Annotated in this window: 1 protein-coding gene; it reads right to left on the reverse strand. The window is 66.4% G+C overall.

Features of this window, described 5'->3' with window-relative positions; all coding sequences use genetic code 11:
• Positions 1 to 399 (reverse strand): VCBS domain-containing protein (locus EN807_RS32905; protein WP_135937965.1); only part of this gene is annotated, 399 nt, incomplete at both ends.

Below are 399 nucleotides of genomic sequence, written 5' to 3' on the forward strand. Positions count from 1 at the left end.
GGGTGCCGTCGGCGCTGACGACATCGAAGGTGTCGGTGTAGGTGGTGCCGGCGGCGAACTCGTTGTGGGCCGAGCTTGCCGTGTAGGTCCAGGCACCGGCGCTGTCGATGGAGAACGAGCCATAGGTTCCAACGGTCCCGGCCTGGGCGACGAAGGTCGCCGGGCTGTCGACATCGGAGATGGTCAGCGTGCCGGAGCTCGAGATGTCGGTGGCCGAGTTGGTCTCGGTCAGGTTGCGCACATCGGCCGACAGGATGGCGGCATCGTTGGTGCCGTCGATGTTGATGGTCACCGAGGTGTGGGTGCCGTCGGCGCTGACGACATCGAAGGTGTCGGTGTAGGTGGTGCCGGCGGCGAACTCGTTGTGGGCCGAGCTTGCCGTGTAGGTCCAGGCACCGG

The sequence above is a fragment of the Mesorhizobium sp. M5C.F.Ca.ET.164.01.1.1 genome (genome assembly GCF_004792125.1).
GTDB lineage: Bacteria > Pseudomonadota > Alphaproteobacteria > Rhizobiales > Rhizobiaceae > Mesorhizobium > Mesorhizobium wenxiniae.